The organism is Streptomyces sp. NPDC005878 (assembly GCF_040629815.1).
Classification (GTDB): domain Bacteria; phylum Actinomycetota; class Actinomycetes; order Streptomycetales; family Streptomycetaceae; genus Streptomyces.
Genome location: NZ_JBEXWK010000005.1, coordinates 214,807 through 239,717, shown reverse-complemented (window position 1 = coordinate 239,717; position 24,911 = coordinate 214,807). Strand labels below are relative to the sequence as shown.

Here is a 24,911-nt window from a genome sequence, read left to right as displayed (position 1 = left end):
GGCCCGCGTCCGGGATCAGGGTTCGACCACGACCTCCTGGGCGGCGGCCGTACCCCCGGCCAGCAGCTCCGCGTCCACCGCGACGTTCCGCTTCACCAGCGCCAGCGCGATCGGCCCCAGCTCGTGGTGGCGGGCCGACGTCGTGATGAAGCCGATCTGGCGGCCCTCCGCGCCGTCCGCGGCGACCCGCAGCGGCGTCCCGTGCCCCGGCAGCAGCACCTCGCTGCCGTCCAGGTGCAGGAAGACCAGCCGGCGCGGCGGCTTCCCCAGGTTGTGGACGCGCGCGACCGTCTCCTGGCCCCGGTAGCAGCCCTTCTGGAGGTGCACGGCGGTCCCGATCCACCCCAGCTCGTGCGGGATGGTGCGGTGGTCGGTCTCCAGGCCGAGCCGCGGCCGGTGCGCCTCGACCCGCAGGGCCTCGTACGCCAGGATCCCGATCGCGGGGCCCTCCTCGGCGGCGAAGGCCGCCAGCTCCTCGCGCGGCAGGAACAGGTCCCGCCCGTGCGGGGTCTCGCGGACCACCGTGCCCGCGGGCGGCTGCGCGATCGACCCGGCGGGCAGGTGCACCACCGCGAACTCCGCCGTACGGTCGGCGACTTCGACGCGGTAGAAGAACTTCATCGACTCCAGGTACGCGACGAGCTCGTCCTGCGTACCGGGCTCGACGTGCGCCCACACCGTCGTCCCGTCGTCGACGAGGTAGAGCGCGTGCTCGATGTGCCCGTGCGCGGAGAGGATCAGCGCCTCGGTGGCCAGGCCCGGCCGCAGGTCGCTGACGTGCTGGGTCAGCAGCAGGTGCAGCCAGCTCAGCCGGTCGTCGCCGGTGACGGTGACGACGCCTCGGTGCGAGAGGTCGACGAGGCCGGTGCCGCCGGCGAGGGCGCGCTGCTCGCGGAACAGGTCGCCGTAGTGCGCGGCGACACCTTCGTCGGGTCCCTCGGCGGGGACGGCGCCGGGCAGGGCCAGCAGAGGGCTCATCGTGGAATGTCGCTGCATGACAGCAAGCCTACGACGCGGTACCCGCGTCCCCGGCGGCTTCCTGGGCGGCCTTCTTGGCGCAGTCCTGGCACTGGCCGAAGATCGCGAAGTGCTTCATGTCGGTGGTGAAGCCGAACGTCGAGCACAGCTTCGCGGTGAACTCCGCCGCCACGTCCACGTCCGCCTCGATCACCGAGGTGCAGTCCCGGCAGACCAGATGGATGTGGTGGTGGCGGTCGGCCAGGTGGTAGGTCGGGGCGCCGTGTCCCAGATGGGCGTGCGAGACCAGACCCAGCTCCTCCAGGAGCTCCAGGGTCCGGTACACGGTGGAGATGTTCACGCCGCCCGCCGTCTTCCTCACCTCGGTGAGGATGTCGTCGGGCGTCGCGTGTTCCAGTACGTCGACGGCCTCCAGCACGAGCTGGCGCTGGGGGGTCAGCCGGTACCCGCGCTTGCGGAGGTCGCTCTGCCAGTCGGTGGTCACCACACGCCCAGTGTAGGAGCCACCGCGCGATTAGCCCCGCGCGGAACGGATCTCCCCCGGATCTCCGTAAGCGCCGCGGTACACGGCCCCGTGCCCGGCGGCCGTACGCGGTCCCCCTGCGTGAAGAACGCGACCTATGTGAAGAACGCGGTCTACTTGAAGAACGCGATTCCGTCGTCCGGCAGGTCGCCCAGGCCCCGGGCCATCGCCGCGACCTCCTCGGGCGTGACGACCTTCTTGAGGTGCGCGGACATGTACGGCCGCAGCTCCACCTCGGGGGTCGCCTTCTCGCCGACCCACATGAGGTCGCTCTTCACGTACCCGTACAGACGCTTGCCGCCGGTGTACGGGCCGGAGGCGGCGGTGCGCGCCACGGCGTCGGTGACCAGGTCGATCTGCGGCTTCTGGTCGGCGAGCTCGCCGTACCAGATCTCCACGACGCCCTGGTCGCGGACCATGACGACCTCGACCTTGCGGTCCTTGTCGATGCGCCAGAAGCCGGACTCGGTCTCCAGCGGCTTCACCTTGTTGCCCTCGGCGTCGAGGATCCAGGAGTGCGACACGTACTCCAGGAAGTCCCGGCCGTCGTGGCTGAAGGTGACGGACTGGCCGAAATTGGCCTTCTCGGCACCCGGGAAGTCGGTGACGCCCGCGCCCTCCCACGTACCGAGGAGGAACGCGAGGGGGACGAGGTCCGGGTTCAGGTCGGACGGGATCTCGATCATGAGGCTTCGATCAGTCTTTCGTTACGTCTGCGGCTGGGGCGCGGTTCAGCGCTGGCCCTGGTACAGCTTCTTCACGGCCAGACCGGCGAAGGCGAGGACACCGACGCAGACCAGGACCAGCAGGGTTTCGAAGAAAGCCTCAAGCACGGGGTGCTCCTCGGATGAGCGTGTGGGCAGTAAAGGGCCGAACCCCAGCCTAATGGGTTCGGCCACGGCCTTCTCTGTGAGGTGCGCCCCGTCAGCCCAGCAGCTGGTTCTGCAGGACGACGGTCTGCTCGAAGGGGACGGCCTTCGCGGTGCCGGGACGGGAGTGGACGACGAGGGACCCGGGGGGGTCTCCCGGGACGCCGGTTCGGGCTTCCCCGGCTCTGCTGCGGGCTCGGTCATGCCGACTCCCCGGTGGCGCCGCCCCGGCCCCGGTGACGGGAGGGGCTGTGCGGGTGCGCATTACAGTTCGACTTATGGCCAAAAAGCTCGTACTGAAGGTGACCGCGGGGGCCGACGCCCCCGAGCGGTGTTCGCAGGCGTTCACCGTGGCGGCGGTCGCCGTCGCCAGTGGGATCGAGGTCTCGCTCTGGCTGACCGGCGAGTCGTCGTGGTTCGCGCTGCCGGGGCGGGCCGCCGAGTTCGCGCTGCCGCACGCGGCGCCGCTGCCGGACCTGATCGACGGGATCCTGGCGGGCGGCGGCACGATCACGGTGTGCACGCAGTGCGCGGCCCGGCGGGACATCGCCGAGGCGGACCTGATCGAGGGCGCGCGGGTCGCCGGGGCTCAGGTCTTCGTCCAGGAGGCGATGGCGGAGGAGACGCAGGCGCTGGTCTATTAAGGAAGGGTCCGGGGCCGGGGGCTGAGGTCCGGCTCCGGGATTGGGGCTGAGGTCCGCCGGTAGCCCGCACCTCTCAGTACTTCAGTACTTCTTCCTGCCGTCCAGCTCGTCCCACCACTCGTCGGACTCCGGGTCCCCATGGGGGTCCCCCCTGCTCGAACGAAGTTGAGAGCTCGCGGGAGGGTCGTCCCACCAGCGGTCGTCCGGGCCGCGCCGGTTCGCCACCACGGCCGCGACCGGCGGGATCACCATGGCGACCACGCACATGGCGACCGCGGCCGGGACCGACCACAGGCGCACGAAGCCCCAGGCGGACACGAACAGGACCAGGCATCCGCCCATCATCCAGAAGTACTCGCGCCGGCGTCGGGCCAACATGCATCCAGCGTACGACCGGATCGGTCGGCCCGAAACAGCTCGGTAAGAGCTCGGGAACGGTCCGGAAACGGCACGGAGGACCGCACCCGGTCCAGGTAAGCGTCCAACCCCCTGGGGTGCGGCCCTCCGGCCGGTACGTGCCCGCCGTCAGACGGCGATGGCGACCTCGGCGAGTCCGCCGGTCTCCGCCACGACCGTGCGGTCCGCGGTCCCGCCGGGCACCAGGGCCCTCACCGTCCACGTGCCCTCGGCCGCGTAGAAGCGGAACTGGCCCGTCGCCGAGGTGGGGACCTCGGCGGTGAACTCGCCGGTCGAGTCCAGCAGCCGGACGTAGCCGACCACGGGCTCGCCGTCCTTGGTCACCTGGCCCTGGATGGTGGTCTCACCGGGCTTGATCGTCGAGGCGTCGGGGCCGCCTGCCTTCGCTCCACACATGGTTCTTCCTTACGTTTACGGTCGGGGGCTGTGCGGGGTTACTTGTTGGCGCCGAGCTCGATCGGCACACCGACGAGGGAGCCGTACTCGGTCCACGAGCCGTCGTAGTTCTTGACGTTCTCGACGCCGAGCAGCTCGTGCAGCACGAACCACGTCAGGGCCGAGCGCTCGCCGATGCGGCAGTACGCGATGGTGTCCTTGGCCAGATCGACCTGCTCCGCGGCGTACAGCTCCTTCAGCGCGTCGTCCGACTTGAAGGTGCCGTCGTCGTTGGCGTTCTTCGACCACGGGATGTTGCGGGCGCTGGGCACGTGGCCCGGGCGCTGCGACTGCTCCTGCGGGAGGTGGGCCGGGGCGAGGAGCTTGCCGCTGAACTCGTCGGGCGAGCGCACGTCGACCAGGTTCTGCGAGCCGATGGCCGCCACCACGTCGTCGCGGAAGGCGCGGATCGCGGTGTTCTGCGGCTTGGCCTTGTAGGAGGTGGCCGGGCGGGAGGGGATCTGCGAGCCGTCGACCAGGTCGCGGGAGTCGAGCTCCCACTTCTTGCGGCCGCCGTCGAGCAGCTTGACGCTGTCGTGGCCGTAGAGCTTGAAGTACCAGTAGGCGTACGAGGCGAACCAGTTGTTGTTGCCGCCGTAGAGGACGACGGTCGTGTCGTTCGCGATGCCCTTGGCCGACAGGAGCTTCTCGAAGCCCTCCTGGTCGACGAAGTCACGGCGGACCGGGTCCTGGAGGTCCTTGGTCCAGTCGATCCGGATCGCGTTCTTGATGTGGTTCTTCTCGTACGCCGAGGTGTCTTCGTCGACCTCGACGATGGCGACCTTCGGGTCGTCGATGTGGGCCTCGACCCAGTCGGCGTCTACCAGGACGTCGCTGCGGCTCATGCGGGTTCTCCTCCGGGGCAGGTGCGGCGGGTGGTGCGGAGGTGCGGGGGTACGCCACGCGAGCGGGCGCGGCGTTGCCTCGGCACGGGGGGTGGCCCTGAAAACGTTCAACGGGCCCGGGGAACGCGGGAGTTGCCGTCTCTTCGCAGAGAGGGACGGGTCCCGGTCAGATGTGGCGACAGAGCATGGCGGCGACGCGGCACAGGTCGACTGCCCGCCGCTTCGTGAGATCCGCCTGTAGCTTCATGGGTCCGATCGTAGGGACGGACGGGTGGCCATGTCACCGGCGTGTCGCATGGTGAGACACGATCATCCGGATAGTGGGACAGCAACCGCCTGAGACCGCCCCGCCGTCGCCCGGGGACGGCCTCGCCCGGCGAACCATCTGCGGATCGGACACCCCCGTCTCACGATCCGACTATTCGAACCCCGCGGGGCCGATCCCGACCCCATCCCCCGGGGGCGCGGGGAACAGCGCGAGCAGCCCACCACCGCCCGCAGCGAAAAGACGACCGCGGCCGGCCGTCACCCCGCCAGGGAGACGTTCGTCCCGGTCCCCGAGAACCGCAGCCCGTCCTCCACCGCCGTCACCTTGTCCAGCTTGATCCCCCGCGGCAGACCCTGGATCTTCAGGTCGTAGTCGACGGCCTTGCGCAGCTTCTCGTCGAAGCCCGGCACCGGCAGCTTGGGCAGCTCCGAGGAGCGCACCCGCACGGTCGCGCCCCCGTCCGTCGTCACCGTGCTGTACGCGCTGACCGTCCGCCCCGCGAGCAGCACCTTCAGGCTGGCGGGAACCTGCACGCCCGCCCCTTCGAGCAGGTCCGCGAGGGGCCCGCTCACCTGCACCTGCCCCTTGGCCGCCCGCTCCGGCCCGGCGTAGCCGACCGTGGCGCCCTTGGGCGCGGACTTGGTCAGATCGGCGTACGAGATACGGGCCGAGCCGTCCGCCCGGACGGCCGTGGCGGAGGAGTAGCTGCTGTCGACCTTCACGTCGTGCAGCTTGGCGCGGACCTCGGTGACGTTGACCGAGTGGCCGTCGGCCGTCGCGGTGACCCCGCCGAGCTTCACGTCGACCTCGTCGAACTCCTTGCCCATCGCCTGGGTGAGGAAGGGGAAGCCGGTGATGGAGACGTCAGGGGTCTCCCGCAGCCCCTGACTGCTCTTTATCTTGTCGGCCACCTTCGACTCGACGACGTTCACCGCCACGCGGTCCGCGGCGACGAAGAGGCCGCCGAGAACCACCGCGACGATGAGCCATATCCGGAGTGCGCGCATTGCGTACGAGTCCCCCCACGCTGGTCGTTGACCCTGCGAGCCTAACTCCCGGAATTACCCGATCACTCGACCGATCAGATACAGAGCGGGAACAGCCGCAGTCAGCGGCAGCGCCACTCCGGCCGTCATGTGGACGAATCGCGAGGGGTAGTCGTAACTGGCCACCCGCAGTCCGATCAGCGCGCACACGCCCGCCGCGAGCCCCAGCAGCGCGCCCGGTGCGCCCACGTCGGTGAGCCGGCCGGCCACGATCCCCGCGCCCGCCGCCGCGAGCAGCGCGACCGCGACGGAGACCGGGGCGGGCAGCGGCAGCGCGCGGGCCGGGACGGCGACGGCCACCGCCACCGCGCCCACCGCCACCGCGTGCGGGATCGCCGCGAGGTACCCGGCGGCCAGGATCGTGAGCGCCGCCGAGGCCACGGTCGCCATCAGGCCGTACATCCGCTCGTCCGGGTCCGCGTGGCTGCGCAGCTGGAGCACCAGCGTGAGCAGCACCCACACCCCGAGCGTCCCCAGGATCGCCGCGGGCGCGTGCTCGTCGCCGACGGCGAGCAGCGCCGCGTCGGCGACCAGGCCGCCGAGGAAGGCGAGCGCGATGCCCTGCCGGGCGGGCCACATCCCGTTGAGCCGGAACCAGCCCGCTGCCGTGACGGCCTGGAGCAGCACCAGCGGCACCACCAGCGCGTACTGGCCGACACCGGACGCGGCGGCCAGGAGCGCGCCGAGGACGGCGGTCAGGGCCGCGGGCCGCATCCCGGGCGCGATGATCGGCGAGCGCCCCTCGGCGCGGGCCCGCTGGGCGTCGGTGATCCGGGTGTTGCCGACGGTGGTGGGCGAGCCGTAGGCGGGGCCGCCCTCGCTCCGCCCGGGCGCGGCGGCCGGCTCCGGCTCGTACACCGGCGCCTCCGGGGGCAGCGGCACGGAACCCGTCTGCGGCGGCAGGTAGGCGGAGTCGTCGGCGGACTGCGCGTACGCCTGCGCGTACTGCTGCCGCACGGGCTGCTGCTGGACCGGCTGCTGCTGGACCGGCTGGGACTGCGGCTGCGGCGACTGCGGCTGGACCGTGGGCTGGTACTGGGTGTCCCAGGTCTGGCCCTCCCACGTCTGCGTGTACCGCTGCTGCTCCTGGTACGACGCGTCGTGCGGGAACTGCTGCTGCTGGGCGGGCTGCTGGTACTGCTGTTGCACGGGCTGCCCGTACTGGTCGTACTGCTCGTACTGGTCGTACTGCTGGTACGCGTCGTACTGCTGGGCTTGCTGTGGCTGCTGCTGGGCCTGCTGGGCCTGCTGGTGCTGCTGGGCCTGCTGCGGGTACTGCTGGACCGGCTGCCCGTACTGGTCGAAGCGCGGATAGGGCTCTTCGTACGGATGCGGGTACTGCTGATCGCTCATGACGTGGGGGTCACCCTCCTGCGAACGGCGGGAGCACCTCGACCGTGCCGCCCTCGGCAAGCCGTACGGTCTCATGCCCACGGGTCCCGACGGGGTCCCCGTCGACGAGGAACGAACACCTCAGCAGCACACGCGTCAGCTCGCCGGGGTGGCGCTCGCGCACCGCGTCCAGCGCCTCGGCCAGCGTGGCCGCCGCATACGGCTCCTCCGCGACACCCGCGGCGGACTTAGCCGCGGCCCAGAAGCGGATGGTTCCCGCTGCCATGGCGACCCTCCTTTCGTCGTCCCCCATGATGGGCTACGCCACCGACAGCCAGTGCGCGATCCTGCGCAGCAGCGCCTCCCCGGCCGCGTTCTCCGCGTGCCCCATGCCCTCCTCAAGCCACAACTGCGCAGGTCCGGCGGCTGCCAGCATCCTGGGGTGGTCGAGGGGGAAGTACGGGTCGCGGTCGCCGTGGACGATCAGGAGCGGCGTCGGCGCGATCAGCGGGACCGCCTCGACCGGCGAGAGCGGCACCGGGCTCCACGGGCGGTGGTCGATCCGGGTGGCGAAGCCGAACCGCCCGACCAGGCGTCCGGCGGGCCGGGTCACCATCCAGTGCAGCCGCCGCATGGGGGCCGTCCCCCGGTAGTACCAACGGGCCGGCGCACTGACGGACACCACCGCGTCGGTCCGCGCCCGGTCGAGCCCCTTGTGCGTCGCCGCGTGCCGCAGGACCACCGAGCCGCCCATGGAGAACCCGACGGTGACCACGCGCGCGTAGCCGAGTGATCTCGCCCACTCCACGACCGCCGCCAGGTCGAGCACCTCGCGGTCGCCGACCGTGGAGCGCCCGCCGGAGCCGCCGTGGCCCCGGAAGGAGAACGTGACCACGCCCGCGTACTGGGCGAACACCCCCGCCGCCCGCCGCACCGCGGGCCGGTCCGCCGACCCGGTGAAGCCGTGCGCGACCACGATCGCGGTGTCCGTCCGGCCCGCCGCGCAGGGGGCGTGGACGGCCTCCACGGACACCCCGTCCGAGGTGCGCAGAGTGGCGCGCCGCGGTCCCCTGGTGATCGAGGAAACATCCACAGTGTGAAATCGGTCCTCTGCGCCGGAACTCATGTGGGCTATTCTGCTGGGCAGAGGATCCGGGCAGCGCAGCCCCCGGGTCCTTTTGCGTTTCCAGATCGTTGTTACGAGCAGGTGAACAAAGGCTCTCAGGGCGCGAGAACCTTGTGGATGCGCAGTGCCGTAAACGTCCTCGCAGGGACCGAGGAGGAACCGACGTCATGGGCGAGCAATCCGTGCACGAACCGAAGAAACCGACGACGACCCGGGCAGGTGGGGCGCGATGAGCTCGCTGCTGCTCCTGACCAACGCCCTCCAGCCGTCGACGGAGGTGCTCCCCGCGCTCGGCCTGCTCCTGCACAACGTGCGGGTGGCCCCCGCCGAGGGCCCGGCCCTGGTCGACACCCCCGGCGCCGACGTGATCCTCGTCGACGGCCGCCGCGACCTCCCGCAGGTCCGCTCCCTCTGCCAGCTGCTGCGCTCCACCGGCCCCGGCTGCCCGCTGATCCTGGTGGTCACCGAGGGCGGCCTCGCGGCCGTCACCGCCGACTGGGGCATCGACGACGTCCTTCTGGACACCGCGGGCCCCGCCGAGGTCGAGGCGCGGCTGCGGCTGGCGATGGGCCGCCAGCAGATCACCTCCGACGACTCCCCCATGGAGATCCGCAACGGCGACCTCTCCGTGGACGAGGCGACGTACAGCGCCAAGCTCAAGGGCCGGGTCCTGGATCTGACCTTCAAGGAGTTCGAGCTCCTGAAGTACCTCGCGCAGCACCCCGGCCGGGTCTTCACGCGCGCGCAGTTGCTCCAGGAGGTCTGGGGCTACGACTACTTCGGCGGTACGCGGACGGTCGACGTCCACGTACGGCGGCTGCGGGCCAAGCTCGGCCCCGAACACGAGTCGCTGATCGGCACCGTCCGGAATGTCGGGTACCGGTTCGTCACCCCCGAGAAGGTCGAACGGGCGGCCGAAGAGGCCAAGGCGAAGGCGGCGGCGGAGACCGAGGCCAAGGCGGCCGCGCGATCCGTGGCCTCCACACCGGGTCCGGCCGCCACGGAGCCGGAGGAAGCCTCCGTACGCCCTGCCCAGAGGTAGGTCACCCCGCGTAGACTCCCGCTCGTGGCCAAGGTGACGCGGGATGATGTGGCGAGACTTGCGGGTACGTCGACCGCGGTCGTCAGCTATGTCATCAACAACGGACCGAGGCCGGTCGCCCCGGCCACGCGCGAGCGGGTACTCGCCGCGATCAAGGAGCTGGGCTACCGGCCCGACCGGGTTGCCCAGGCGATGGCCTCCCGGCGCACGGACCTCATAGGCATGATCGTCCCGGACGCGCGCCAGCCGTTCTTCGCGGAGATGGCGCACGCGGTGGAGCAGGCGGCGGCCGAGCGCGGGAAGATGGTCCTGGTCGGCAACTCCGACTATCTGGACGACCGCGAGGTCCACTATCTGCGGGCGTTCCTCGGGATGCGCGTCGCCGGTCTGATCCTGGTCAGCCAGGGTCCCAGCGAGCGCGCGGCGGCCGAGATCGACGCCTGGGACGCGCGGGTGGTGCTGCTCCACGAACGCCCGGAGGCGATCGACGACGTGGCCGTCGTCACCGACGACATCGGCGGCGCCCAACTGGCCACCCGCCACCTCCTCGAACACGGCCACGCGTACGTGGCCTGCCTCGGCGGCGTCGAGTCGACCCCGGCGGTCGGCGACCCGGTGGCCGACCACGTGGAGGGCTGGCGGCGCGCGATGCTGGAGTCCGGGCGGCCGACGGAGGGGCGCCTGTTCCAGGCCCCCTACAACCGGTACGACGCGTACCAGGTCGCTCTGCAGATCCTCGCCGGGCCCGACCGCCCGCCCGCGATCTTCTGCTCCACGGACGACCAGGCGATCGGGGTGCTGCGCGCGGCGCGCGAGCTGCGGATCGACGTGCCGGGGGAGCTGGCGGTGGCGGGGTTCGACGACGTGAAGGAGGCGGGTCTGACGGACCCGCCCCTCACCACGGTCGCCTCCGACCGCCCCGCGATGGCCCGCGCGGCGGTGGACCTGGTCCTGGACGACGCGCTCCGCGTCGCGGGCTCACGCCGCGAACGCCTGAAGCAGTTCCCGTCCCGCCTGGTGATCCGCAAGTCCTGCGGCTGCGGCTAGCTCCCCCGGGGGTAGGTCTCCACCTACGGCCCGTGCTGGTCCGCTCGCGCAGCCCCCCGCACCCCTCAAGGGCCCGCCCTCACCCCGCGAACCATGAATGGCCCCGGACCCCTGACGGCCCGACCGTCCTTCACCTGCGGATCACGGGCGCCCGAGGGTCCGTACTCCACCTGCGAGCTGCGGGGGGCCGAGGGGCCGTACTCCATCTACGAGCCGCGGGGGCCGAGGGGCCGTCCTTCACCTGCGGGCCGTGGGTGGCTGGCCGCGCAGTTCCCCGCGCCCCTAGGGGGGTGTGGCTGAACCCTGTTCTCCGGATGCGCGGGACCCCGCCAGGGGCGCGAGGAACTGCGCGAGCAACCCACCGCCGGCCCGCGGACGAAAACGCGGCCCAGGGGCGCGAGGAACTGCGCGAGCAACCCACCACAGGCCCGCAGACAAACAACGGCCCCTCAGGGGCGCGGGGAACTGCGCGACCAGCCGTCCACAGCCCGCAGACGAAAACGGGCTCCCGGGGCGCGGGGAACTGCGCGGGCAACCCACCACCCACCCGCAGCCGAACCCCGGGCACACCCCTACGCGGATTCCACCTCGACCTGAATCTCCACCTCGACCGGCGCGTCCAGCGGCAGCACGGCCACCCCCACCGCACTGCGGGCATGCACACCCTTGTCGCCCAGCACCGCACCGAGCAGCTCGCTCGCCCCGTTGATCACGGCCGGCTGCCCCGTGAAGTCGCTCGCCGAGGCGACGAACCCCACGACCTTCACCACGCGCACGATCCGGTCGAGATCACCCACCACGGACTTCACCGCGGCGAGCGCGTTCAGCGCGCACACCCGCGCCGCGTCCTTCGCCTCCTCGGCCGTGACCTCCGCGCCCACCTTGCCGGTGAGCGTCAGCTTGCCCTCGACCATCGGAAGCTGCCCGGCGGTGTACACGTACACACCCGACCGCACGGCCGGCTGGTACGCGGCCAGCGGCGGCACGACCTCCGGCAGCGTCAGGCCGAGCTCGGCCAGCTTCGCCTCCACCGAACCGGAACCCGACCCCGAACCCGCAGCCGCGCCCGCACCCGCACCCGCACCGCTCATGCCTGCTTCTCCCGCTTCAGGTAGGCCACCAGCTGCTCGGGGTTGTTCGGCCCGGGAACGACCTGGACCAGCTCCCAGCCGTCCTCGCCCCAGGTGTCCAGAATCTGCTTGGTCGCGTGCACGAGAAGGGGCACGGTCGCGTATTCCCACTTGGTCATGGGGGCGACTGTAGTCGCTGGCGGGGGCAGCCTCATGCGTAGGCCGCCGGGGGACTGGTTAGGCTCGACGGTGTGAGCAGGCTCCAGGTCGTCAGCGGCAAGGGCGGCACCGGCAAGACCACGGTCGCCGCAGCCCTCGCGCTCGCCCTCGCGACAGAGGGCAAGCGCACGCTCCTCGTCGAGGTCGAGGGCAGACAGGGCATCGCACAGCTCTTCGAGACGGAGGCCTTTCCGTACGAGGAGCGGAAGATCGCCGTGGCGCCGGGCGGCGGGGAGGTGCACGCCCTGGCGATCGACGCCGAACGGGCCCTCCTCGACTACCTCCAGATGTTCTACAAGCTGGGCTCGGCCGGCCGCGCGCTCAAGAAGATCGGCGCCATCGACTTCGCCACCACCATCGCCCCCGGCGTCCGCGACGTCCTGCTGACCGGCAAGGCGTGCGAGGCGGTCAGGCGTAAGGACAAGCAGGGGCGGTACGCGTACGACCATGTGGTCATGGACGCCCCGCCCACCGGGCGGATCACCCGCTTCCTCAACGTCAACGACGAGGTCGCCGGTCTCGCCAGGATCGGTCCGATACACAACCAGGCGCAGGCCGTGATGCGGGTGCTCAAGTCGCCCGAGACGGCCGTGCACCTGGTGACGCTCCTGGAGGAGATGCCGGTCCAGGAGACCGCCGACGGCATCGCCGAGCTGCGCGCCGCCGAACTGCCCACCGGCGCCGTCATCGTGAACATGGTCCGCCCGCACCTGCTGGACGAGGAGGCGGTCCGGGGCGTCACCGGAGACCGGCGCAAGGAGGTCGCCAAGGCGCTCACCCGGGCCGGCGTCACCGGCTCGGCCAAGCTGGTCACCCCGCTGCTCCAGGAGGCCGCCGAGCACGCCGAGCGGGTGGAGCTGGAGCGCGAACAGCGGGCGGTGGTCGCCGGATTGGGGGCCCCGGCGTACGAACTGCCGCTGATCGGTGAGGGAATGGACCTGGCCGGGCTCTACCGCCTGGCCGTACGACTGCGAGCGCTCGGGGTGGGGCAGTGACCATGGACACGGCGGCGCCGCTCGCCATCGACCCGCTGCTCGACGACCCCGGGACCCGGATCGTGGTGTGCTGCGGCTCCGGCGGGGTGGGCAAGACGACCACGGCCGCGGCGCTCGGGCTGCGGGCCGCCGAGCGCGGCAGGAAGGTGGTCGTGCTGACCATCGACCCGGCCCGCCGGCTCGCCCAGTCGATGGGCATCGACTCGCTGGACAACACCCCGCGCCGGGTCAAGGACGTCGAGGGCGACGGCGAGCTGCACGCCATGATGCTCGACATGAAGCGCACCTTCGACGAGATCGTCGAGGCGCACGCGGACCCCGAGCGCGCCCGGGCGATCCTCTCCAACCCGTTCTACCAGTCCCTGTCGGCCGGCTTCGCGGGCACGCAGGAGTACATGGCGATGGAGAAGCTGGGCCAGCTGCGGGCCCGCGACGAGTGGGACCTGATCGTCGTGGACACCCCGCCCTCGCGCTCGGCGCTCGACTTCCTCGACGCGCCGAAGCGGCTGGGGTCGTTCCTGGACGGGAAGTTCATCCGGCTGCTCATGGCCCCCGCGAAGATGGGCGGCCGGGCCGGGATGAAGTTCCTCAACGTCGGCATGTCCATGATGACGGGCACGCTCGGCAAGCTCCTCGGCGGCCAGCTGCTGCGCGATGTGCAGACGTTCGTGACGGCGATGGACACGATGTTCGGCGGCTTCCGCACCCGCGCCGACGCCACCTACCGGCTGCTCCAGGCCCCCGGCACCGCGTTCCTCGTGGTCGCCGCGCCCGAGCGGGACGCGCTGCGCGAGGCCGCGTACTTCGTGGAGCGCCTGGCGGCCGACTCGATGCCGCTCGCCGGTCTCGTACTGAACCGGGTGCACGGCAGCGACGCGGCCCGGCTGTCGGCCGAACGGGCACTCGCGGCGGCGGAACTCCTGGAAGAGCCCCAGGACCGGGCGGACGACGACGACGAGGGCCATGAGGAGGGCCGCCAGGAGGAGCACGGGGATGAGGGTCACCCGGCAGGCCGCCCGGAAGAACACCCGGCGGCCCGCCCGAAAGAGGGACCCGGGGAAAATCTTGTCGACGGCCGCATTGTCGATCAGGGGTCCGGGAAGGCTGAGGATCGTGGCACCGGTGGTTCCTCTCCCGAAGCTCCCTCCCCCACCGGTCCCGAGGACGGCGTGTCGGTCGATCGGCTGACCGCCGGTCTGCTGCGCCTGCACGCCGAGCGGATGCGGGTGCTCGCGCGCGAACAGCGCACACGTGACCGCTTCACCGCGCTTCACCCCGAGGTTCCGGTGGCCGAAGTGGCCGCCCTGCCCGGCGATGTCCACGATCTCGCCGGGCTCCGGGCCATCGGGGAACGGCTCGCGGCCCAGGAAGAGGCGGCCGGAGCGCTCTGAGTAAGGCCGACGCGTCTCGGCACGGATCCTCCTAGATCCTGGATCCTCAGAGATCCTGGATCCTCAGAGACCTCGGATCCTCATGGACGCGCCGGACGGATGCGGCCTACCCCACGGCCGCGTACGTCTCCTCCACGGCGTGCCGGTAGGCGTACGCCTCCTCGTCGTCGATGCCCACGGGCAGGATGCCCGTGCTGCGCTCGTACTCCGTACGCGCCGTCTCCAGCAGACGGCGCCAGGACGTGACGGTGGGGCGTCGGCGCAGCAGCGCGCGGCGTTCCCGTTCCGTCATACCGCCCCACACGCCGAATTCGACGCGGTTGTCCAGTGCGTCCGCGAGGCACTCGGTCCGCACCGGACATCCGGTGCACACCGCCTTCGCCCTGTTCTGAGCCGCACCCTGTACGAACAGTTCGTCCGGATCGGTAGTGCGGCAGGCTGCCTGCGCACTCCAGTCGGTTACCCAGCCCATGCCGGCGCCGTCCTCTCCCGAATCGAGGCTCCCCCACGGCGGCAGAGGCATATTCACCGCTGCCAGTTGAGGACGTTACGGAAGGTGGGCACAGCGCAACACCCCCTTCGGGCCCAATCTTGAATGGCCCGAACGGACTATGCGTACGCGGCAGATCACCCAACGGAGTGAGCCGGCGACAAACGTCAGAAACCCGACCAAGCGGGACGTTTCAGTTGAGCCACAACGGACGCCAGATGACGCATGAGGCGTAAACGGGCGGCGAATCCGGGACAGCCGCCCTCCTGCGAGAGCCGAACAGCGCTGTACGTCGACCGACACCGACACAAACATCGACTTGATGCGCGACCACACTGCTGTGACAGTTGAGAGCAGCTTAGGCCAGAGCATTGACCCGTGTCCGGCGAATCAGAACGTAGGCTGCCCCCATGGCAAAGAAGCGCTCGGGCGGTGGTCTGACCGGGACCCAGCAGGCCGCCAAGTTCGTCGGGGTGAGTGTGCTCTCCGGAGCGGTGCTCGCGGGGATCGCGCTGCCGGCGTTCGGCGCGCTGGGACTCGCGGCCAAGGGCACGGTCGAGGGATTCGACGAGATCCCCGCCAATCTGAAGACCCCGCCGCTGAGTCAGCGCACCACGATCCTGGACAACAAGGGCGGCCAGATCGCCACGGTGTACTCGCGCGACCGCACGGTGGTCCCGCTGGCGGACATCTCGCCGTACATGCAGAAGGCGATCGTCGCGATCGAGGACGCGCGGTTCTACGAGCACGGCGCGGTCGACCTCAAGGGCGTGCTCCGCGCCCTGAACAAGAACGCCACGTCCGGCGGGGTGGCCCAGGGCGCGTCCACGCTCACCCAGCAGTACGTGAAGAACGTCTTCGTGGAGGAGGCCGGCGACGACCCCGACAAGGTCGCCGAGGCCACCCAGCAGACGCTCGGCCGCAAGGTCAAGGAGCTGAAGTACGCGATCCAGGTCGAGGAGGAGCTCGGCAAGAAGAAGATCCTGGAGAACTACCTCAACATCACGTTCTTCGGGCAGCAGGCGTACGGCGTCGAGGCCGCCGCCAAGCGCTACTTCTCCAAGCCGGCCAAGGACCTGAAGCTGGAGGAGGCCGCCATGCTGGCGGGCATCGTCCAGTCGCCGAGCCGGTACGACCCGGTCAACGACGCCACCGAGGCCAAGAAGCGCCGCAACGTCGTCCTCCAGCGGATGGCCGACAAGAAGGACGTCTCGCAGGCCGAGGCGGACCGCGCCAAGGCCGCGCCGATCAGGCTGAAGGTTGCCAAGCCGAAGAACGGCTGCATCACCGCCATCAGCGGCGCGGGCTTCTTCTGCGACTACGTCCGCGAGGTCTTCCTCTCCGACCCGGTCTTCGGCAAGACCAAGGAGGACCGGGCCAAGCTCTGGAACCAGGGCGGCCTGACGGTCCGTACGACCCTGGACCCGCAGGCCCAGCAGTCCGCCCAGGCCTCCATCAAGGAGCACGTCTACCAGTCCGACAAGGTCGCCACGGCCGTGACGCTGGTCCAGCCCGGCACCGGCAAGATCATGGCGATGGGCCAGTCGCGTCCGTACGGCTTCGGCAACCACGAGACGCAGATCAACTTCTCGGTCAACCGGCAGATGGGCGGCTCGAACTTCGGCTTCCCGGTCGGCTCGACCTTCAAGCCGTTCCTGGCCGCCGCCGCGATCGAGGGCGGCAAGCCGCCGACGCAGGAGTACCCGTCGCCGTACGAGATGGACTACCCGGAGACGGTCCAGACGTGCGGCGCCAAGCCGTGGGTGAACACCAACCACGAGTCGCTGGAGAACGAGAACGAGTCCGAGCACGGGCCGTACTCGCTGCGGAAGGCGATGGAGAAGTCCGTCAACACGTACTTCGTGCAGATGCTCGGCGAGATCGGCATGTGCCCGGTGTCGCAGATGACGGACAAGCTGCACGTGGTGCAGGGCAACGGCGCGAAGCTCCCGATGGTGCCGTCCGCGCTGACGCTGGGCTCCACCGGTATCTCCCCGCTGAACATGGCGAGCGCCTACGCGGCCTTCGCCTCCCGGGGCACCTACTGCACGCCGATCGCCATCGAGTCGATCAGGAAGGCGGACGGCAAGGCGCTGCGGGTGCCGAAGTCCACGTGCAGCCAGGCGATGTCCCAGAACACGGCGGACGCGATCAACACGCTGCTGCGCGGTGTGACGGACTCCGGTACGGGCGCGCAGGCGGGCCTGACGGACCGCGACAACGCGGGCAAGACCGGTACCACCGACGCGCGCAAGAACGCCTGGTTCGTCGGCTACACGCCGAACATGTCGGGCGCGGTGTGGGTCGGCAGCCCGCTCCAGAACGTCGAGATGGAGAACATCACGATCGGCGGCGTCTACAAGGAGAAGGTGTACGGCGGTGAGGTCCCCGGACCCATCTGGAAGGACGCCATGACCGGCGCCCTCTCCGGCCTGCCGGCTCCCGAGTTCGTACGGGTGGACATCCCCGACCCGCAGCAGTCGAAGGAGCCCCCGGCGGACCCGGACAACGCCAAGCCCCAGACCCCCGGCAAGAACAAGGGCGGCAAGAAGCACCGCCCCGGGGGCGGCGACAACAAGCCGGGCGGCGGAGCCGGAGGCGGCGGCGTCACGGTCCCGCCGAACCCGGGCATCTCGATCCCGCCGGGAGTGATCGGCGGGGCGGGGCAGACGATCGGGGGGAACTGGCCGTAGTCCGGGAGACGAGAGGGGCCGCCCGGGGGACTCTGGGCGGCCCACAGGCCGGAAGCGAGAAGGGCCGCCCGGGGGATCCTGGGCGGCCCTTCTCGCTGGGGGCGTCCGCACGGGGCCGCAGCCCCGAGGCGGGTACGCGGGGCTCAGCCCGCGAGGAGGCCCTTGACGGCCGTCGAGACCCGGCCCCCATCGGCCAACCCCGCCACCTTCGGCTTGACGATCTTCATCACGGCCCCCATGGCCCGCGGCCCCTCGGCCCCCGCGGCCCGAGCCTCCTCCACGGCCTCCGCGACGATCGCGTGAAGCTCGTCGTCGGACAGCTGCTTCGGCAGGTACGCGTCGAGGATCTCGCCCTCGGCCCGCTCCTTGGCCGCCGACTCGGCCCGCCCGCCCTGCTCGAACGCCTCCGCCGCCTCCCGCCGCTTCTTCGCCTCCTTGGCGATCACCTTCAGCACCTCGTCGTCGGAGAGCTCGCGCGCGCTCTTGCCCGCGACCTCCTCCTTGGCGATGGCGGTGAGGGTCAGTCGCAGCGTCGACGAGCGCAGCTCGTCGCGCGCCTTCATGGCGGTGGTGAGGTCGTCCTTGAGCGTGGCCTTGAGCGTGGTCATGCGCCCAGTGTGGCAGGTGACGCGCCCGGGGCGCGTGCCAGTTTCAGGCGGGGAGCGCGGCCCCCGAGCGCGCGCGGGGCGCGGCCCGGGGCGTACGTACCTCACTCCGCGCGTCTGCGACGATGGAGCGCATGCACGCGCGATACGGGATTCCCTTGAAGGCAACGGCGGCTCTCACGGCGATCGGCGCGGCCGGCGTCGCCTACGCGGCGGGCTTCGAAGCCCGCTCGTTCCGGCTGCGACGGGTGACCGTCCCCGTACTGCCGAGCGGGATGAGGCCGCTGCGCGTGCTCCAGGTCTCGGACATCCACATGGTGAGCGGCCAGCGCAAGAAGCGGGCGTGGCTCCAGTCGCTGGCGGGGCTGCGCCCGGACTTCGTGGTGAACACGGGCGACAACCTGTCGGACCCGGAGGGCGTACCGGAGGTCCTGGACGCGCTGGGCCCGCTGATGGAGTTCCCCGGCGTGTACGTCTTCGGCTCGAACGACTACTACGGCCCCAGGCTGCGCAACCCGGCCCGCTACCTGCTGGAGAAGGTCCAGGGCAAGCACGGCCTGAACGGCAACCCGCCGGCGGTCGGAGTGATCCACAACCCGTGGGAGGACCTGCGGGACGCGTTCGACACGGCGGGCTGGGTGGGCCTGAGCAACACGCGGGGCCGGCTGAAGCTGGAGGGCCTGGAGCTGGCGTTCACGGGCCTGGACGACCCGCACATCAAGCGCGACCGGTACGCGGAGGTGGCGGGCGGCCCGGAGAAGGACGCGGACCTCTCGATCGCGGTGGTCCACGCCCCCTACCTGCGCACCCTGGACGCCTTCACGGCCGACGGCTACCCCCTGGTCCTGGCCGGCCACACCCACGGCGGCCAGCTGTGCGTCCCCTTCTACGGGGCCCTGGTCACCAACTGCGACCTGGACACGGACCGCGTGAAGGGCCTCTCCACCCACGAGTCCGGCGGCCACCGCTCCTACCTCCACGTCTCGGCGGGCTGCGGCACCAACCGCTACACCCCGGTCCGCTTCGCCTGCCCCCCGGAGGCGACCCTGCTGACCCTGACACCCCGGACCTGACGACGCCCCCACGCCGGGCCCCCTCCCGAACGAACCCACCACCCCGCGCTCACCCCACCCCCCGAAACCGGATTTCGTCTCCGGCCGCCGGTGGGCTAAAGTAAACGACGTCGCCGCGACAACCGGTGACATCGGGGTGTAGCGCAGCTTGGCAGCGCGCTTCGTTCGGGACGAAGAGGTCGTGGGTTCAAATCCCGCCACCCCGACTTCGTAAGACCAGGTCAGGGGCCTGATCCGCATAGCGGGTCGGGCCCCTGCGTGGTTGTGGGGGCCGTTTTGGGAGCCGAGTCCGGATCTGACTCCCGGGTACCGCTCCGCAGGATCAGGTGCTGATGGGCACACGCTGCCCGGCAGAACGGCTTATCACCTTCGTCGGGCTCAGCGAGCTGTGGCACGGCGCAGTAGCGACCGCCGCCAGCCCAGCGCCCATGACCCGCCACATTTCCGTAAGGAGGAGAGGAGCCACTCCGCGGCCCACGGCAGGATCGTGTGCGAAAGGGCAGCGATGAGGACGGGCGGGGGCCGGCTGTCGCACTCCTCCGCGAACATGATCACGCAGTGCCACATGAAGACCTACACAACGCGCTGAAGCGGACTGCGGACCGGCCTGGTGGGGACGTCCGCAACGTTGGCGTGCCGCCTCTCCAGGATCTGGCGGGACAGTTCCGAGCCGCCGCCGGAACCAGTCCGCGTAGCCGGTCGGGTTACTGCGCTGCTGCTTCCGGGGCGTACGACCGACGACGCACGGATGGCGAGTCGTGGGCGACGTGAGCGGCGTCACCTAGGGGGTGACGCCACGTCAAACCAGCCGCCCCTCGGCCGCTCAGAACAGCCAGCGAGGCTCCCGAGCTATATCACCTCTCCTGAGAGCGCCACCGCCCGGTACGCCCTGGACATGTGGCTGCTGACGCGCTCCCTCGCGCGCTCTCAGAATTCCACCGAGACGATCGGTGTCATCAGCGGCCACACCCTGGTGGCGGTCGGAGTAGCCCCGTCCAGGCTGGCCACGCCCCCATCGCCGCTAGCCACGAGCGGTCGGCCAGATCAGCCCCTCCAGTGAGGCGGACCTTGGCTTTCCCTTCTCAACTTCCTTACTAACTCAGTAAACTACTGAGTTATGGACTTCACAATTATCAAGCACGCGGTCGAGGTCGACCACGGCATCAAGCGCTTGTCCATGCACTTCATCAAGAAGCACGCTGCGCCGGAACGAGCCCGGCTCAGCTCTGAGTTGTGCACACAGATCAGCGAAGAGTTCGAGAGGATCGGGCTCTCCACCCTGCCGCGGACGCTGCCGACATCCGAGAACGAGTTCGTGTGGGTCATTCAACGCGACAGCATCCTCGGCGAAGTTGCCGACGTCGCCGCCGCCCTGGCGCATCTGGACAAGCTCGGGATGAGCCCTCTCCCCCAGGTGTTCGACAACTATCCGCGAGCCAAAAGTAACTTGAGCTGAAGTTACGTAGAAGCGACACGCCTGATTCCTGTATGCCGCGTACATCAATGAGCGCATCTACCGCACCCAGGGTGGGCTCCGGGCTAAAACGACTGCGCGCGCCCGAGTCCCGTCCGTACGGTGGTACCAACGGGACTCGCCAGTCACGCTGGTGACGCCTCGTCACCTGACCAACACCGGCACCGCCAGGAGTTGTAGATGAGCAACGCTGAAGAGATAGGCGCCCCGCGTGAGGAACCCGTCTTCATCGTCGGCACCTCCGGACGGCTGCCGCTTCGGACCATATGCGTGCTTGAACTGACAGGAGCAGAGATTCCCAGGTACCGACATAGATGGAACGCTCTTCTCGGTGACCGTCTCCGCATCCCTACAGCAGGCCCTTTACCACATCTGAGCAGGCTCGTCAAGGGGCAATGTAGTCTCCGCATGAGGGCCGCCAGCCCCAAAGCTGCGCAGGCACTGGGTCGCCAGTACGCCAGACAATTCACCGAGGCACTGGCCGAGTTCCCCAAGCCGCTCATCGCCCACATCCCCAAGCGACACTCCGGGCAGGCCGATCAGGAGGTGCTCGACTGGTTGTGCACTCGGCTCGCCGGACGACCCTCGGGGCTGGCCCTCATCCACACCAGCCGGGGGATTGCCTGGTACCGCCTCACGGCGGACGGCCCGGATCTTGAACCCCTGCCTCCGGAATCACCCGCCTTGAGGGCTCTTCCCTGTCGTGCGCCCGAGGTCGAGCTGTTCCTGACACCCGCAAAGCTCGGGGCCTACGCCGCTTATCAACACCGGTGCTACCCGCACATGAGCTGCAGGCCGACCTGGCTCCCGCCAGACTTGCCCTGGGCAGATGAGGATATCTCGGGAGAACTCTTGGCATAACGACCTGGGCGGCGAGTTCAGTGCAACTCGCCGCCCTTCGTGATGACCGCCAGGCCACTTCGGACCACACATTGGAGATCTGCGCCCATGACCACCGACAAACCCGCTGCCCTTTCCATCGACGTCCCCTGGGGGACGGACACGATCCGGGTAACCAACATCTCGCCCCACCTCCCTGCCGACTCAACGGACAGCCATGTCGCGGCGGTGACCGCAGCGGGCCGGGCCAATCCGAACACCTGGCTGCCGGAAACTGCGTGGGGAGCCATAGCTCGTGCAACAACTTGGCCCGATGCATTGGCAGTTCAGCTTCGCCCGACGCAGGATGAGCCCACGGGCCTCCTGATGGTCGAGAACGTCGAAGGGGCGACGCTGCTGTCGGTTGTCACCCGTGTCCTGCTCAGCGAGCTGTTTCCCGGTCCCCAGCCTCGTACCGGCATGGAGGTCTCGGAGGTACCCGACCCGCAGGTGCACGGGATCACCCATGAGGGCCGTCCCGGTGCGATCGTGCAGTACCGCTATGAGAACCCCGCCCACCTGCGGAACCACGTGTGGCAGACCATCCATGCGACGCTTTCGCTCAACAGCTACGCCACTTCCATCCTCACGCGCTCCGTCACCCGCAACCTGATCACCCACCCTGTCGAGATCGCCTTCGAGGACGGCGCGGAGCCGATCCACGTTCTCGTCGTCCGTGACGGCATCACCCGACTCGCCAGCGCCTGGGCGGTACTAGCCGGGCACGGTGCCGACCCCGCCGAGGTGGCCACCCTGGCTACCGACGCACTGCTCGGCAGCGCTTCCGCGGCGGGGGCGGCCGCGGGGCCCGATCTCGGGGAGCGGCTGGCCGCCAGCCGAACTCGGTGGCGGCAAGAACTTCGGCAAGCGTTCCACGATGAGATGCAGGGGACGACGCCCGGGCTTCGGGCCGCTCAGATCGCCCAGTCCTACGTCGTTCCGGCGCAGATCGCCGTCGGGGTTGAGGGACACGAGGGCCGAGTGCTCTCTCCCGAGGACATCTTTGATGACGCCATTCGTTCAGTACTGGCCTCGGTACACGTCGAGTTCAAGCAGTGGGACGCGGCGGCCCAGAACGTCGAGGTCATCACCCGGGCCCTGAAGCGGATCATCCAGCAGGGCGACCCGCGCTGGAACACGGCCGATCTCCAGGCGGTGTACGGCCTTGCTGTCGGTCGTATTCCCGTGGCCGAGCTTCCCCAGGTCTTCGGGGGCGACCCGGCACCACCCGGGACCGCCTTGTGGCGTGCGGTCTACCTGGTCAGCGCCCTGACACAACCAGATCTCCTGGAGCTTCTCAAGGACCAAGCCAAGGCCATCAAGGGCGGCCAGCGTATGAGTATGAAGGGGTTCGGGGAGCTGCTCGGTCCGATCATCGACCTGCCCTGGCGTGCGAAGAAGAAGCTCGTCACCAAACAGGCGCGAAACGCGTGGAACAACGGTGGTGTGCTGTCGAACGACGTCACCCAGGGTTGGACTCCACAGCCCACCGACGACTTCACCGCGCTGATCGCACCAGCGATGAACGGCGACGACGACGCCCGCCGCACCCTGGCTGTGGCCGGCGGTGTCGCCTTGATCGCCGACAAGCTGCTAACCAGGAACGTCGGCTCATCGCTGGGAGCCAAGAAGGAGAAGGGCGGTGTCCCTTTCCGGTCGGACGTGAACAAGGTTATCGAGGGACTCTCACGGCCGACGAACGAACTCGGCCTGTGGACTCTCGCGCTGGCCGCTAACACGTTCCGCAGTGACGATCTCCCACAGAACTCCGTGCCCAGGCAGAGCCTGACCGGCAGGGAATCGGCCACATCCGCCGAGCCGCCGTACGTGTACTTCAAAGTCGACCTCAATGCCCCAGACCGCATCGCCCGCGACGCCAATGGCGTGCCGATGCCACTGTACGAGTGGGATGTCGTCGCGGCCTCGGCCCCGGAGCGCGCGGCACAGGCCGTACCCCCGTCGACGGTCACCGGTCCGGCGCCGGTGCAGGTTCCGGCGGCGCCCTCGGCGAACGGTGAGACGGTGCTGGTAGACGGCGGCGTCTCCACCAGTACCTCTTCCGGCGAGGTGCCCGTCACCACGGACCCGGTGGCGGCGCTGTTCCAGGACGGCGCTGCTCAGAGGGCCGAGGATGCTCTGCCCACCGTCCCCGTCCCGGCTCCCCGCGCCGAAGATGCTCCGCCGCCTCCCAGCCAGCGCGCCGCCGCGCACCGCAAGGCCCTCCATCTCGGGGTGCAGGGCGCCCGGGACGCCCTCGACCATCTGCACGCCCTGGAGCCGGAAGTCGGGGACCACACCCCGATCGTCCCGGTGGACCAGCTGGACGACCTACACAAACTGCTGGTCGGCATCCTGACTGACGTAGAGAATCTGCGGCGCAGGACCGTGGAGAACCATGTGCCAGAGGGCGACGACCCGGAATCTGATGAATCCCAGGAGACGGTCCTGGACTGACCGGTAAGAGGTCGTTGTTCAATCCCCCACCCCGACAGTGAAACACCAGGTTAGGACCGGTGCTGAGACAGCACACCGGTCCTATCCTGCTTGTAGGCCCCGTTTGGGAGCCACCAGGGCGCCGACTCCGCGATCCGGCTCCTGGGTGGCTGCCGGCGAGTGGCGTCCCTCCTTCGAGCGCGCTGTGCGCCACGCGCTTTGGAAGAGTCATACCTACGGTTTGTACCGAGGCGATCACAGGCGGTACGACGATCGCCATGCACCCCACGCGTGGTCACAGAGGGTCACGAGCATGGAATATGCGGGTGATCGGGTGGCTGACCGCCAAGAAGATGTAACTCTATTTTTGCCGGGATTATCCGGCGCCCTGTGTGCTGGGGAGCCTCATGGCCAGGGGTTGGGGAATGAGTACTTACCGTTTCAATCCGCCGCCGGGGTGGCCTGTGCCACCCGCGGGATGCCGCCGCCGGACTGGCGGCCCAACCCCTCGTGGCCCCCGATGCCGACGGGATGGCAGCTGCGGGTTCCTGAGGCCGACTCCGCCAGCGACGCCCTCACTGTCAGTCCTGCCGCGGGAGCCTCTGCGGTGCCGACCACGGCCGCTGCCGGGAGCACGACCGCGGTGCCGACGCCTCGAAAGGGAGGGCTGTTCGGGCGTCGGCGTTCGGATGCCGTGTCCGAGGCCGAAGAACTGCGGGCGTGGATCGCAAGGACACAGGGGCTGGATGCCGCGCAGGTCGCCGGCCTCGTACGGCAGGTCGAAGCGGAGGCCGCTGCACTGCGTGAGCGGACGTCCGCCGAAGCCGCCGAGGAAGCCCAGGAGATCCTCAAGGACGCCCGTGAGACGGCGAAGGAGATTCTCGGCGATGCGCGCTGGACGGCGAAGGAGACCGAGCGGGTCCGCAAGAAGGCCGACCGGCACCGTAAGGACGTGTTCGACGCCGAGCGGCGGCTTGCCGAACTGCAGGGCACGGGGTCGGGGGCGCAGCCGCCCCC

General features: G+C 69.9%; 24 protein-coding genes and 1 tRNA gene. 10 read left to right on the top strand and 15 right to left on the bottom strand.

Going from position 1 to position 24,911, the window contains the following annotated elements:
• Positions 1-15: 15 nt before the first annotated feature.
• From ABZ404_RS11660 to ABZ404_RS11650, 3 genes are all read right to left on the bottom strand, one after another.
• Positions 16-996 carry a folate-binding protein gene (locus ABZ404_RS11660; RefSeq protein ID WP_358834036.1) on the bottom strand — a complete coding sequence of 327 codons (981 nt, stop codon included), beginning with the start codon at positions 994-996 and terminating at the stop codon, positions 16-18.
• 10 nt (positions 997-1,006) lie between these two features.
• On the bottom strand, positions 1,007-1,465 hold the full coding sequence (locus tag ABZ404_RS11655; protein ID WP_358834035.1) for a transcriptional repressor: 459 nt from the start codon (positions 1,463-1,465) through the stop codon (positions 1,007-1,009).
• A 149-nt stretch (positions 1,466-1,614) separates the two neighbouring features.
• Complete coding sequence (locus tag ABZ404_RS11650) at positions 1,615-2,187, bottom strand: FABP family protein (RefSeq protein WP_344080589.1); 573 nt, start codon at positions 2,185-2,187, stop codon at positions 1,615-1,617.
• 461 nt (positions 2,188-2,648) lie between these two features.
• Here ABZ404_RS11650 and ABZ404_RS11645 point away from each other — a divergent pair, with 461 nt between their 5' ends.
• Positions 2,649-3,014 (top strand): DsrE family protein, encoded by a 366-nt coding sequence (locus tag ABZ404_RS11645; protein ID WP_358834034.1) that lies wholly within the window; start codon positions 2,649-2,651, stop codon positions 3,012-3,014.
• A gap of 81 nt (positions 3,015-3,095) precedes the next feature.
• Here the strand turns inward: ABZ404_RS11645 and ABZ404_RS11640 are convergent, their stop codons facing one another.
• From ABZ404_RS11640 to ABZ404_RS11605, 8 genes are all read right to left on the bottom strand, one after another.
• Positions 3,096-3,392: a DUF3099 domain-containing protein gene (locus tag ABZ404_RS11640; RefSeq protein WP_358834033.1), complete on the bottom strand. Its 297-nt coding sequence runs from the start codon at positions 3,390-3,392 to the stop codon at positions 3,096-3,098.
• Between the two features lie 147 nt (positions 3,393-3,539).
• Positions 3,540-3,827, bottom strand: coding sequence for a DUF1416 domain-containing protein (locus ABZ404_RS11635; protein WP_358834032.1), 288 nt, complete (start codon positions 3,825-3,827; stop codon positions 3,540-3,542).
• Between the two features lie 38 nt (positions 3,828-3,865).
• Complete coding sequence (locus ABZ404_RS11630) at positions 3,866-4,711, bottom strand: sulfurtransferase (protein WP_358834031.1); 846 nt, start codon at positions 4,709-4,711, stop codon at positions 3,866-3,868.
• A gap of 166 nt (positions 4,712-4,877) precedes the next feature.
• Positions 4,878-4,958 (bottom strand): Ms5788A family Cys-rich leader peptide, encoded by an 81-nt coding sequence (locus tag ABZ404_RS11625; RefSeq protein WP_358834046.1) that lies wholly within the window; start codon positions 4,956-4,958, stop codon positions 4,878-4,880.
• A 278-nt stretch (positions 4,959-5,236) separates the two neighbouring features.
• Complete coding sequence (locus tag ABZ404_RS11620) at positions 5,237-5,986, bottom strand: DUF2993 domain-containing protein (RefSeq protein WP_358834030.1); 750 nt, start codon at positions 5,984-5,986, stop codon at positions 5,237-5,239.
• Between the two features lie 54 nt (positions 5,987-6,040).
• Complete coding sequence (locus ABZ404_RS11615; protein WP_358834029.1) at positions 6,041-7,378, bottom strand: hypothetical protein; 1,338 nt, start codon at positions 7,376-7,378, stop codon at positions 6,041-6,043.
• A 10-nt stretch (positions 7,379-7,388) separates the two neighbouring features.
• Positions 7,389-7,643 carry a MoaD/ThiS family protein gene (locus ABZ404_RS11610; RefSeq protein WP_190087954.1) on the bottom strand — a complete coding sequence of 85 codons (255 nt, stop codon included), beginning with the start codon at positions 7,641-7,643 and terminating at the stop codon, positions 7,389-7,391.
• Positions 7,644-7,676: 33 nt separating this feature from the next.
• Positions 7,677-8,483, bottom strand: coding sequence for an alpha/beta fold hydrolase (locus tag ABZ404_RS11605; RefSeq protein WP_358834028.1), 807 nt, complete (start codon positions 8,481-8,483; stop codon positions 7,677-7,679).
• 229 nt (positions 8,484-8,712) lie between these two features.
• Here ABZ404_RS11605 and ABZ404_RS11600 point away from each other — a divergent pair, with 229 nt between their 5' ends.
• On the top strand, positions 8,713-9,525 hold the full coding sequence (locus ABZ404_RS11600; protein WP_358834027.1) for a response regulator transcription factor: 813 nt from the start codon (positions 8,713-8,715) through the stop codon (positions 9,523-9,525).
• A 24-nt stretch (positions 9,526-9,549) separates the two neighbouring features.
• The gene (locus ABZ404_RS11595; RefSeq protein ID WP_358834026.1) at positions 9,550-10,572 is read left to right on the top strand and encodes a LacI family DNA-binding transcriptional regulator; all 1,023 of its coding nucleotides are present in this window, start codon (positions 9,550-9,552) and stop codon (positions 10,570-10,572) included.
• 572 nt (positions 10,573-11,144) lie between these two features.
• Here the strand turns inward: ABZ404_RS11595 and ABZ404_RS11590 are convergent.
• The gene (locus ABZ404_RS11590; protein ID WP_358834025.1) at positions 11,145-11,663 is read right to left on the bottom strand and encodes a RidA family protein; all 519 of its coding nucleotides are present in this window, start codon (positions 11,661-11,663) and stop codon (positions 11,145-11,147) included.
• A complete protein-coding gene (locus ABZ404_RS11585; RefSeq protein ID WP_003975360.1) occupies positions 11,660-11,821 on the bottom strand; it encodes a DUF4177 domain-containing protein in 162 nt (53 codons plus the stop codon). The genes ABZ404_RS11590 and ABZ404_RS11585 overlap by 4 nt, the downstream gene beginning before the upstream one ends.
• Positions 11,822-11,893: 72 nt before the next feature.
• On the opposite strand from ABZ404_RS11585, the gene ABZ404_RS11580 reads away from it, so the two are divergent.
• Together ABZ404_RS11580 and ABZ404_RS11575 are read left to right on the top strand one after the other, a co-directional pair.
• Positions 11,894-12,856, top strand: coding sequence for an ArsA-related P-loop ATPase (locus ABZ404_RS11580; RefSeq protein WP_358834024.1), 963 nt, complete (start codon positions 11,894-11,896; stop codon positions 12,854-12,856).
• Between the two features lie 2 nt (positions 12,857-12,858).
• Entirely contained in the window at positions 12,859-14,247 is a 1,389-nt protein-coding gene (locus tag ABZ404_RS11575; protein WP_358834045.1) for an ArsA-related P-loop ATPase, read from the top strand.
• Positions 14,248-14,353: 106 nt separating this feature from the next.
• Here ABZ404_RS11575 and ABZ404_RS11570 read toward each other — a convergent pair whose 3' ends face one another.
• Positions 14,354-14,719 (bottom strand): WhiB family transcriptional regulator, encoded by a 366-nt coding sequence (locus ABZ404_RS11570; RefSeq protein ID WP_358834023.1) that lies wholly within the window; start codon positions 14,717-14,719, stop codon positions 14,354-14,356.
• 428 nt (positions 14,720-15,147) lie between these two features.
• On the opposite strand from ABZ404_RS11570, the gene ABZ404_RS11565 reads away from it, so the two are divergent.
• Positions 15,148-17,430 (top strand): transglycosylase domain-containing protein, encoded by a 2,283-nt coding sequence (locus tag ABZ404_RS11565; RefSeq protein ID WP_358834022.1) that lies wholly within the window; start codon positions 15,148-15,150, stop codon positions 17,428-17,430.
• Between the two features lie 143 nt (positions 17,431-17,573).
• On the opposite strand, the gene ABZ404_RS11560 is transcribed toward ABZ404_RS11565, so the two are convergent.
• A complete protein-coding gene (locus ABZ404_RS11560) occupies positions 17,574-18,038 on the bottom strand; it encodes a GatB/YqeY domain-containing protein (RefSeq protein WP_358833696.1) in 465 nt (154 codons plus the stop codon).
• 131 nt (positions 18,039-18,169) lie between these two features.
• Between ABZ404_RS11560 and ABZ404_RS11555 the strand changes: the two genes are divergently transcribed.
• From ABZ404_RS11555 to ABZ404_RS11540, 4 genes are all read left to right on the top strand, one after another.
• Positions 18,170-19,108, top strand: a complete 939-nt coding sequence (locus tag ABZ404_RS11555) for a metallophosphoesterase (protein ID WP_358833695.1) — start codon at positions 18,170-18,172, stop codon at positions 19,106-19,108.
• A gap of 132 nt (positions 19,109-19,240) precedes the next feature.
• Positions 19,241-19,314: transfer RNA gene (locus ABZ404_RS11550), tRNA-Pro, on the top strand.
• Between the two features lie 911 nt (positions 19,315-20,225).
• Positions 20,226-20,564 carry a hypothetical protein gene (locus ABZ404_RS11545; protein ID WP_358833694.1) on the top strand — a complete coding sequence of 113 codons (339 nt, stop codon included), beginning with the start codon at positions 20,226-20,228 and terminating at the stop codon, positions 20,562-20,564.
• Between the two features lie 966 nt (positions 20,565-21,530).
• Entirely contained in the window at positions 21,531-23,915 is a 2,385-nt protein-coding gene (locus ABZ404_RS11540) for a hypothetical protein (protein ID WP_358833693.1), read from the top strand.
• The last annotated feature ends 996 nt before the right edge of the window (positions 23,916-24,911 follow it).

Excerpts from the sequence above, each read along its gene's own strand:
- ABZ404_RS11660 (WP_358834036.1), bottom strand. The coding sequence starts at position 996 with ATGCAGCGACATTCCACGATGAGCCCTCTGCTGGCCCTGCCCGGCGCC.
- ABZ404_RS11650 (WP_344080589.1), bottom strand. The coding sequence starts at position 2,187 with ATGATCGAGATCCCGTCCGACCTGAACCCGGACCTCGTCCCCCTCGCG.
- ABZ404_RS11645 (WP_358834034.1), top strand. The coding sequence starts at position 2,649 with ATGGCCAAAAAGCTCGTACTGAAGGTGACCGCGGGGGCCGACGCCCCC.
- ABZ404_RS11640 (WP_358834033.1), bottom strand. The coding sequence starts at position 3,392 with ATGTTGGCCCGACGCCGGCGCGAGTACTTCTGGATGATGGGCGGATGC.
- ABZ404_RS11635 (WP_358834032.1), bottom strand. The coding sequence starts at position 3,827 with ATGTGTGGAGCGAAGGCAGGCGGCCCCGACGCCTCGACGATCAAGCCC.
- ABZ404_RS11630 (WP_358834031.1), bottom strand. The coding sequence starts at position 4,711 with ATGAGCCGCAGCGACGTCCTGGTAGACGCCGACTGGGTCGAGGCCCAC.
- ABZ404_RS11625 (WP_358834046.1), bottom strand. The coding sequence starts at position 4,958 with ATGAAGCTACAGGCGGATCTCACGAAGCGGCGGGCAGTCGACCTGTGC.
- ABZ404_RS11620 (WP_358834030.1), bottom strand. The coding sequence starts at position 5,986 with ATGCGCGCACTCCGGATATGGCTCATCGTCGCGGTGGTTCTCGGCGGC.
- ABZ404_RS11615 (WP_358834029.1), bottom strand. The coding sequence starts at position 7,378 with ATGAGCGATCAGCAGTACCCGCATCCGTACGAAGAGCCCTATCCGCGC.
- ABZ404_RS11610 (WP_190087954.1), bottom strand. The coding sequence starts at position 7,643 with ATGGCAGCGGGAACCATCCGCTTCTGGGCCGCGGCTAAGTCCGCCGCG.
- ABZ404_RS11605 (WP_358834028.1), bottom strand. The coding sequence starts at position 8,483 with ATGAGTTCCGGCGCAGAGGACCGATTTCACACTGTGGATGTTTCCTCG.
- ABZ404_RS11600 (WP_358834027.1), top strand. The coding sequence starts at position 8,713 with ATGAGCTCGCTGCTGCTCCTGACCAACGCCCTCCAGCCGTCGACGGAG.
- ABZ404_RS11590 (WP_358834025.1), bottom strand. The coding sequence starts at position 11,663 with ATGAGCGGTGCGGGTGCGGGTGCGGGCGCGGCTGCGGGTTCGGGGTCG.
- ABZ404_RS11585 (WP_003975360.1), bottom strand. The coding sequence starts at position 11,821 with ATGACCAAGTGGGAATACGCGACCGTGCCCCTTCTCGTGCACGCGACC.
- ABZ404_RS11575 (WP_358834045.1), top strand. The coding sequence starts at position 12,859 with ATGGACACGGCGGCGCCGCTCGCCATCGACCCGCTGCTCGACGACCCC.
- ABZ404_RS11570 (WP_358834023.1), bottom strand. The coding sequence starts at position 14,719 with ATGGGCTGGGTAACCGACTGGAGTGCGCAGGCAGCCTGCCGCACTACC.
- ABZ404_RS11565 (WP_358834022.1), top strand. The coding sequence starts at position 15,148 with ATGGCAAAGAAGCGCTCGGGCGGTGGTCTGACCGGGACCCAGCAGGCC.
- ABZ404_RS11560 (WP_358833696.1), bottom strand. The coding sequence starts at position 18,038 with ATGACCACGCTCAAGGCCACGCTCAAGGACGACCTCACCACCGCCATG.
- ABZ404_RS11555 (WP_358833695.1), top strand. The coding sequence starts at position 18,170 with ATGCACGCGCGATACGGGATTCCCTTGAAGGCAACGGCGGCTCTCACG.
- ABZ404_RS11545 (WP_358833694.1), top strand. The coding sequence starts at position 20,226 with ATGGACTTCACAATTATCAAGCACGCGGTCGAGGTCGACCACGGCATC.
- ABZ404_RS11540 (WP_358833693.1), top strand. The coding sequence starts at position 21,531 with ATGACCACCGACAAACCCGCTGCCCTTTCCATCGACGTCCCCTGGGGG.